The organism is uncultured Veillonella sp., assembly GCF_934190855.1.
Taxonomy (GTDB): Bacteria; Bacillota; Negativicutes; order Veillonellales; family Veillonellaceae; genus Veillonella.
Window position 1 is genome coordinate 1 of the sequence record NZ_CAKPTN010000067.1, and the last position, 8,737, is coordinate 8,737.

Consider the following 8,737-nt stretch of genomic DNA (forward strand, 5'->3'; position numbering starts at 1 on the left):
GGTGTACCTAAGATTACTTGAGGACGGCGACCTAGTTGCTGTAATTGGGCTTCAATAGTTTTACCGCCGATAAGAGGAAGGATATCTACGTTTAAAATAGAGCCTATTTCTTTCGCTTCGTCTGCGATTTGCTTAATAAGTTCTCGTGTAGGTGCAATGATAAGCACTTGTTCTTGATGAACATCTGTATGTACACGTTGAAGAATAGGCAATAAGAAGGCAAGAGTTTTGCCTGTGCCTGTCTGAGCTTTTGCTATGACATCATTCCCTTTAAATACTACAGGAATGGATTGTTCTTGGATTGGCGTGGGCTCCTTGATACCTTGTTTTTGTAGGGCTTGGATAAGTTCGTCGCAAACGCCTAAAGTTTTAAAAGATTTCATGGATCGTCCTTTCTATAATACATATTATATTAATTATACCTTATGCACATAGTAGGGGCAAATAAATTGAACGTTAAGTATAAACCTTATTATTAACGGAGAAACTATAGATAACTCAAAAATATAATAGCTGAGAAATTGTGAAATTATAAAGTTATAAGAACATAACTAGTTGATAATAGATTGAAAAATAACGATATAAATAGGTTTTGTGAGAATGGGAAACGTTAAAATATAAATGTTTAAATTGAATTTACCGATATAAATGAGAATGATTAGATTATCAGTAATGATAATCTTAGTAATATTTCTTAATTTATGTTCGGGCTATAAATTAAAGAGAAAATAGATAAATGCTATACCCTATAAGGTTTACTCTGGATGATAATAATAAAATTTTCATATTAAATATGAGAAAATAATATATACATGAGATAAAAAATAACCATAAAATTGATAATAATTGTTGAAATTAACGGTTGATTTGATATAATAACTTAAGATATTAATACGCATTCTTATTTGGTGTGGTTAATATGAGGTTGTTAGGTACAAAATATAAATAGGAGGTGTAGTATGGCTATCAAAAAGTTGAAAGACATGAAACCAGGTGAGTCTGGTCTTATTGTTACGCTACATGGCAGTGGCAATGTTAAACATCGTCTGATTGACATGGGCCTTGTTAAAGGTACAAAAATTCATGTTATGAAGTTTGCCCCTTTGGGTGATCCAGTAGAAATTAAAGTTAAAAACTTTGAATTAGCACTTCGTACAAGTGAAGCTGGTATGATTGATGTAGATGTACAATAGGAGGTCCACATGGCAGAGAAAGGGCAAATTCGCATTGCCTTAGCAGGTAACCCTAACTGTGGTAAAACTACAATGTTTAACAATATCACAGGGGCGAAGCAACACGTTGGTAACTATGCCGGCGTTACAGTAGAAAAGAAAGAAGGCCATACTAATTTTAATGGTCAAGAATTATTGTTTATTGACTTACCAGGTACATATAGCTTAACAGCTCGTTCCTTGGATGAGTTGGTAGCTCGTAACGTTATCGTAAACGATAATCCAGATGTAATCGTAAACGTTCTTGATGCATCTAACTTGGAACGTAACTTGTATTTAGCGGCACAATTGTTGGAACTTGAAAAGCCAATGGTTATTGCTCTAAACATGTCTGACGTTGCTGAAGAAATGGGCATCAAATACGACCTTAAGAAAATGGCTGAACTAACAGGTGCTACAATCGTTAGTACAGTAGGTCGTACAAATATTGGTACAAAAGAGTTGTTAGAAGCTACAATTAGCGTAGCTGCTTCTCAAAAAGCGCCTGGTGTAACAGTTGATTATGGTGATTTACTAGAAGGTAAAATTGCTGAACTTGTTACAGCACTTGAACAATCTGGTACAGTAACATATCCACTACGTTGGATTGCCATTAAATTATTGGAAAACGATCCAGATGTGGTAGAAAAAGTAAAAGGCTTTGCGAATACAGATGCAGTTCTACAAAAGGCAGCTGCTATCCGCGAAGAAATCAAAGATCAAGTTGATCTTGATATAGTATTCCAAGAGTATCGCCATCGCTATGCTGTTGAAGTATATAACCAATCCTTAACACAAGCTCCAGCACAATTGGAAACACGCTCCGATCGTTATGATAAAATCTTAACGCATCGCATTTGGGGTTTACCAATCTTTATGCTTGTAATGTACCTATTGTTTGCATTCGTAAACATCGTAGGTGGTATTCCTCAAGGTTGGATTGAAGATGGCTTTGCTTCATTGCAAGCTCTTGCAGTTCAAAATATTCCTGAAGGTCAATTACAGTCCCTCATATCTGACGGTATTATCGCCGGTGTAGGTGCCGTACTTTCCTTCTTACCATTGATTCTATTGCTATTCCTTGGTATTTCCTTCTTGGAAGATACTGGTTACATGGCACGTGCAGCCTTCGTTATCGACCGCGTAATGCGCGCTTGTGGTTTGCATGGTAAATCCTTTATTCCTTTATTATTAGGTTTCGGTTGTTCTGTACCATCCGTAATGGGTGCTCGTATCCTTGATAACTATAAGGATCGAATGGTTACTATTTTGATTACACCATTCATGAGTTGTTCAGCTCGTTTACCAGTATATATCTTGTTTGCAAATGCGTTCTTCCCAAATGGTTGGGATAGTACATTAGTTGTATTCTCTGTATACTTCTTGGGGATCATCTTCGGTATTATTTTTGCGAAAATCTTCCGCAAATTTATTTTCTCTGGTGAGGCTGAACCATTTGTAATGGAATTACCTCCTTATCACTTGCCTACATTGAAAGCTACTTGGTTACATATGTACGAACGTGCTAAATTGTACATCATCAAAGCCGGTACTTTCATCATGGCAGCATCTATTTTGATTTGGTTTATTACTGCATACCCTATGGACGTAGAATACTCCAAAGATTACGATGCAATGAAAGAACAAGTTGCTCAAGAGTATGAAGTAAAAGATGCTGCTACATTAGCTCAATTTGGTATCACTACAGATGATCAAAAAGAAGCTGTTGATAAAATTGTAGAAGATATGAAATCCACTGTAAAAGATGCTGAAGATGCTGCTGAAGAAGCAGGTGAAGATGCTCCTGAAGTGGCAGTGGAAGAAGACTCTGAAGCACCTGAATTGTTTAACGATATTAAAGCTGAAAATAAGGACTTGTTCCCTGCAGCATGGGCAATGTATAAAAACAGTGCGAACTTAGATGCTGAAAATGACAAACTTGATAAAGAACAAGCTTCTGAAAAAATTGAACAATCCTATGCAGCATCCTTTGGTAAAGCCATCAACCCAGTACTTGAACCATTGGGCTTCGACTGGAAAATGGGCTTATCTCTCGTAGCTGGTTTAGCGGCTAAAGAGGTAGTAGTTTCTACATTGGGTACAATATATGCAGTAGGTGGTGATGATGAGCATCCAGCTCCATTGACTGATTACTTACAAAATGATCCTCATTTCACACCGTTAATCGGTTTAACAATGATGCTGTTCATCTTAATCTATCCTCCATGTTTGGCAACATTAGCAGTTATCAAACGTGAAACTGGCTCTTGGAAATGGGTTTTATTCATGTTCTTCTATGAAAACACATTTGCTTGGATTGCATGTTTCATCTTCTACAATGTAGGACGTGCATTAGGTTTCTAACCTAGAGTTGCTAAATAGTATGATTTAGCCACTTTTAGGTGCATGAAATAAACTGCATTGAATAATTGCGATTTAGTTATAGTTAATTTAAAAAAAATACTTGCTAATTATCAATATTCGTGGTTAAATGATAATGAGAAAAGGGAAATATCCTTTAGATATTGCTTTTATCTTGTTTATCACTAAGACAGATATTGTGATTTAGTTGATATTGAGAAAGAGGCATAATAATGGATAATCTTGTTATAGGACTCATAGTTGTTCTAGCTTTGGCTTATATTGGTTTCAAAATGTTTAAACAAGTAGGCGGTAAAGGTGGCTGCGGCTGTGGTAGCGGTGGCTCTGACTCTGACTCTGGTAAATCATCTGGTTGCGGTGGAAACTGTAGTTGTGATGGTTCCAATAAAGCGTTAGGCATTAAACGAGCTGATAAGTAATCAGAACAACACTCAAGTTATTGGAAGAGAAGAGGAGTCTCTATAATGGCTCCTCTTTTCATATATAGTAATTAAATTTTTATCATATTTAGTAGAAAGGAATATTATCATGTTCAACATCGATCAAAAAAATCTTAAAAACGCTAACTTATTCGCAGCAGGTCTTGCATTGGGTACTGTAGGTCTTAAAGTTTTAACTTCTAAAGACGCTAAAAAAGTATATGCTGGTATCGTAGCAGCTGGCCTTCGCGCTAAAGAAACTGTATTAGAAACAGCTGAAAAAGTACAAGCATCCGCATCTGACGTATTGGCAGAAGCTCAAGAAATCAACGAAGCACGCAACGAAGAAATCTTTGAAGAAAACAAATAATTAGAGGATTGCACATATGTTACAATTTTCTGTAGTAAAAAAACTCAGAAATCGCTTGCATGTTAAGGTTACAGGTCATCATTTTACAGAAGCTGAAGCAGCTTATGTAGAGGATACATTACTTCTTAACGATGCAATTGTAGATGTAACCTTCTACACTCGCAGCAGTCAAGTTGCCATTAAACATACTGGTGATGTTGACGCTGTGCGTGAAGCAGTGCTAGGTCTACGCGATTTAGACTTGTCTGAAGCACCTGCTTTGAACGAATATTCTCCACGCTTGGTAAATAAAAAATACCGTGAAATGATGATCAACCGCACTGCAGTTTACTTAGGTAAAAAAGCAGTGTTGCCTGCACCAATTGCAGCTGCATGGGCATGGTTTGATGGTATTAAATTTATCGGCAAAGCCATTAAAACATTGTGGCAACGTAAGTTAACTGTAGAAGTACTTGATGGTGTAGCTATTGGTGCTGCATTACTTCAAAAAGATTACCCTACAGCTGGCGCTGTTATGTACCTATTAGGTATTGGCGATATCTTAGAAGAATGGACTCACCGTAAATCTGTATTAAATCTTGCTCAAAGCATGTCTTTGAATGTAGATAAGGTATGGGTTTTGGTTGACGACATTGAAGTGAGCAAGCCAGTTAACGAAGTTGTAGCAGGGGATCAAATTATCATTCGCCAAGGCGAAGTAATTCCATTGGATGGTGTCGTTATCGATGGGGTTGTTCTTGTTAATGAAAGCTCCATGACTGGTGAACCAGAAGCGGTTCGTCGTGATAAAGAAAGCTCTGTATATGCTGGTACTGTTGTTGAAGACGGTAAAGCTATTGTAGAAGTACGGAGCACATCCAAAACTTCTCGTTACGAAAAAATCGTTAACCTTATTGAAGAGTCTGAACAAATGAAATCCGGTATGGAACAACAAGCATACCGTATGGCAGATAAATTAGTTCCTATTAGCTTTATTGGTGCTGGTTTAACATACTTGTTAACTCGCAATGTGATGAAAGCATTGTCTTTCGTAATGGTTGACTTCTCTTGTGCTCTTAAATTATCTATTCCATTAGCAGTACTTTCCGCTATGCAAGAAGCATCTAAACGCGGTATCACTGTTAAAGGTGGTAAATTCTTAGAACAAATTGCACAAGCAGATATGATTGTATTCGACAAAACAGGTACACTCACAAAAGCAGAACCTGAATTTGAACAAATCATTCCGTTTAACGGTCACGATGCAGATGAAATGTTAAAATTAGCTGCATGTATTGAGGAACATTTCCCTCATTCCATGGCAAAAGCAATTGTACGCGCTGCGAAGGATCATTCCTTGCCTCATAAGGAAATGCACTCTGACGTAGAATACGTTGTAGCTCATGGTATTGCATCTAAAGTTGGTCGCTACCGTGTACGCATTGGTAGTGCTCACTATATCTTTGATGATGAAAAAACAAAGATTCCTGCAGATGAACAAGAAAAGTTCAATAATTTACCAAATTCTTCCTCTCATATTTACCTCGCTATTGGGGGTACACTAGCAGCGGTTATTTGTATTAAAGACCCTGTTCGTGAGGAAGCAAAACAAGTTATAGCTGATTTACATACTTTGGGCATTAAAAAGGTTGTCATGATGACTGGCGACTCCAAACGTAATGCACAACGTGTAGCTAACGAACTCGGTATTGATGAAGTGCATGCTGAAGTATTACCAGAAGATAAAGCAGCTTATGTAAAACAAGCAAAAGCTGAAGGCTATACTGTTATGATGGTAGGGGATGGTATTAATGATTCCCCAGCAATTTCTGAGGCACATGTTGGTATCGCGATGAATGAAGGCGCGCCAATCGCTCAAAAAATTGCAAATGTTACTATTTCTTCCGATCATCTACAAGCTCTTGTAGACTTACGCCGCATTTCTATGGCATTGATGAAACGTATCAAAGCTAACTACAATGGTATCGTTGGTTTCAATGGTGCTCTTGTTGGTGGTGGCGTACTCGGTATTATGCCGCCAAGCCAAACAGCTTGGTTGCACAATCTATTCACATTGGGTATTGGCTTAGAAAGCATGACTCCATTGTTGAAAAAAGAAGAACCAAAGGACGCTGTTCCTACAATTGATGTAACAGCTGACTCTGTAGTAGCTTAATTAGAAACCTCCATATAAGGTATTCATTTACCTATATGGAGGTTTTTCTTTTTTGATGACATTTATCTATGATTATTGTAAAATACAAAGAGATTACATATCATAGGAGATCTATATGAACATTTTGATAGATATTTGTAAACGATCCTTCTATTTGAATCTATTTATCGTGGTAATTCCGATTATTGCGTATATGATTCATAATGGATCGAGTGCGACAGTAGCATTAGTTTGGTATTTGTTGTTATCCTTATTTATGCCTTGGGCTTATTTATCGTTTAAAGACAGTACTTTTGGTGATGGTAAATCCATAAGCCGTATTGCTTATATAGTGAGTTGGATTGCCATTCATGGCATTGCATATAAAGGCATTTTCCTAGGTGTAGATTTATCTATGTTGTGGGGATGGCCTACTGTAGGCCGAGATGTGGCTTTTTTAGTGTCTATGTATATTGGTGTCACAATTAGTCTGATTGTTGCGTACGGCTTAACTCGATTAATGGGAGGCCGTAATGAATAAAAGTTTTTGGCAATTTACCTTTGTTTGTGCGCTCTTTGTTAGTGCTGTTACGACAGTACTTTCGTTGAGTGGTGCCTTATCATTACCAGTATTAGTATTTCCTGTATTATCGCTGGTAATACCATTTATGGTGCGCCGACTAAAGAATGCTAAATTTAATGATGACTTGCCATTGTATATGGGCTATCATACATATAGCTGGGCGTGGTGGACTGTATTTTCTTTTCTCCACACGCCATTTAGCTTTAATGTAGATAACGGTTTAACCAAAGCATTACTATTATTTGTAGTGTACTTTATTGTTCAAGTTCTTATTGAACTATGCGGCTTATTAGGAACAAAATTTTTCAATCGTACCCATCATTGGGGCATGATTGATGAAGCCCTAGATATGATTGGCTATATTATACCGATTCCGTTCTTATATATCGGTTCCATTTTACATATTGACTTACAAGACCCAATGGTATATTTTATGTATGCATCATCAATGAATGTAAATATATTATTTGCTGAGCTTGTATTGTTGCTGGTATCTTTATTGGTATTTGTATTTTACTTATACCCTCGCGATTTAGCATATAAAGGTGTGCGTTTATTGCGCATTGTTATTACTGCAGGTATGTGGCTTGCTATGAATGCTCATATATTATATGGTGGCTACATTCCTGAATTTGTATTATCTTTAGTTCCTACCGTTTTCCCAACGTACCAAGGTAATCCGCTTGTATTTATAACGCCAGCTCTTTTAGAGTCTGGTATGATAGGTGTAGCTGTAATTATTGGTGCATTGGTAGAGCGTGGTATTATTTCACGTCGCCGTGAAAGTATTTAATTTCTAGTTTCGACTTATATCCAACATGGAATGAGAACGAAGGAGGATTTATGAACAACAATGAACGTCTAAAGGATGATAACACAACTGTATCAATCCCTGACAATGAAACGAAGCGCCCTGTAGAGCGTCCAAAGGCTGAAAAACAAAAGAAAAGTAGTATTACAATTCGTGAACTTACCATTATCGGTTTATTAGCCGGTATTACGATTGCTTTAGGCTTATCTGGATATGGTATCATCCCATTGGGACCACTCAATGTAACAACACTACATGTACCAACATTGATTGGTGCCATTGTAGAGGGGCCTAAGGTAGGTGGCTTTGTAGGCTTTATTTTTGGTTGCTATAGCTTATGGCAAAATATTACAGCGCCAAACATCTTATCACCACTATTTATCAATCCAATTATTTCCGTATTGCCTCGTGTATTGTTCCCAATCTTAGCATATTTAGTATATTTAGTATTGTGGAAAGTATCTCAAGGTCCACGTATCATCGTTACAGCATTTATGGGCACTATCTTCCATACCATCATGGTTATGGGCTTGATCTTCTTGCTTTACGCAGATATGTTTGCTCTTAAAATGAACCTTAGCCCTGATCAAGTATTAGGATCTATTCTTTTCTTATCTGCTACCCATGGTATTCCGGAAGCTGTTTTTGCGGCTGTTATCGTTACACCAGTAGCGATGGCATTACGTAAAGTATTGCGTAAAGATACTCCTAAAAAAGCTAAGGAGGAAACTGTGACTGTTGCAGAAACAAAAACTACAGAACCTGAATTAGCTGGAACTACTACAGTAGAAACTAAAGAAGCTAGCGGTGCAGAAGAAAACTTAACA

9 protein-coding genes are annotated in these 8,737 nt (G+C 37.2%); 8 read left to right on the forward strand and 1 reads right to left on the reverse strand.

What is annotated here, in order from left to right:
• The coding region (locus Q0F90_RS05240; RefSeq protein ID WP_296003985.1) for a DEAD/DEAH box helicase at nt 1–383 on the reverse strand (383 nt) is incomplete at its 3' end.
• 576 nt (nt 384–959) lie between these two features.
• On the opposite strand from Q0F90_RS05240, the gene Q0F90_RS05245 reads away from it, so the two are divergent.
• The 8 genes from Q0F90_RS05245 to Q0F90_RS05280 all read left to right on the forward strand — a co-directional run.
• The gene (locus tag Q0F90_RS05245; RefSeq protein ID WP_296003986.1) at nt 960–1,193 is read left to right on the forward strand and encodes a FeoA family protein; all 234 of its coding nucleotides are present in this window, start codon (nt 960–962) and stop codon (nt 1,191–1,193) included.
• Between the two features lie 9 nt (nt 1,194–1,202).
• Nucleotides 1,203–3,575, forward strand: coding sequence for a ferrous iron transport protein B (gene feoB / locus Q0F90_RS05250; RefSeq protein ID WP_296003987.1), 2,373 nt, complete (start codon nt 1,203–1,205; stop codon nt 3,573–3,575).
• 230 nt (nt 3,576–3,805) lie between these two features.
• Nucleotides 3,806–4,012, forward strand: a complete 207-nt coding sequence (locus Q0F90_RS05255; protein ID WP_296003988.1) for a FeoB-associated Cys-rich membrane protein — start codon at nt 3,806–3,808, stop codon at nt 4,010–4,012.
• A 109-nt stretch (nt 4,013–4,121) separates the two neighbouring features.
• Nucleotides 4,122–4,382: a DUF6110 family protein gene (locus Q0F90_RS05260; protein ID WP_004697111.1), complete on the forward strand. Its 261-nt coding sequence runs from the start codon at nt 4,122–4,124 to the stop codon at nt 4,380–4,382.
• 16 nt (nt 4,383–4,398) lie between these two features.
• Nucleotides 4,399–6,537, forward strand: coding sequence for a heavy metal translocating P-type ATPase (locus tag Q0F90_RS05265; protein ID WP_296003989.1), 2,139 nt, complete (start codon nt 4,399–4,401; stop codon nt 6,535–6,537).
• 115 nt (nt 6,538–6,652) lie between these two features.
• Nucleotides 6,653–7,057: a hypothetical protein gene (locus Q0F90_RS05270; protein WP_296003991.1), complete on the forward strand. Its 405-nt coding sequence runs from the start codon at nt 6,653–6,655 to the stop codon at nt 7,055–7,057.
• Nucleotides 7,050–7,892: a hypothetical protein gene (locus Q0F90_RS05275; RefSeq protein WP_296003993.1), complete on the forward strand. Its 843-nt coding sequence runs from the start codon at nt 7,050–7,052 to the stop codon at nt 7,890–7,892. The genes Q0F90_RS05270 and Q0F90_RS05275 overlap by 8 nt, the downstream gene beginning before the upstream one ends.
• 50 nt (nt 7,893–7,942) lie before the next feature.
• Nucleotides 7,943–8,737, forward strand: a 795-nt coding sequence (locus Q0F90_RS05280) for an ECF transporter S component (RefSeq protein ID WP_296003995.1), incomplete at its 3' end; no start/stop codon positions are given.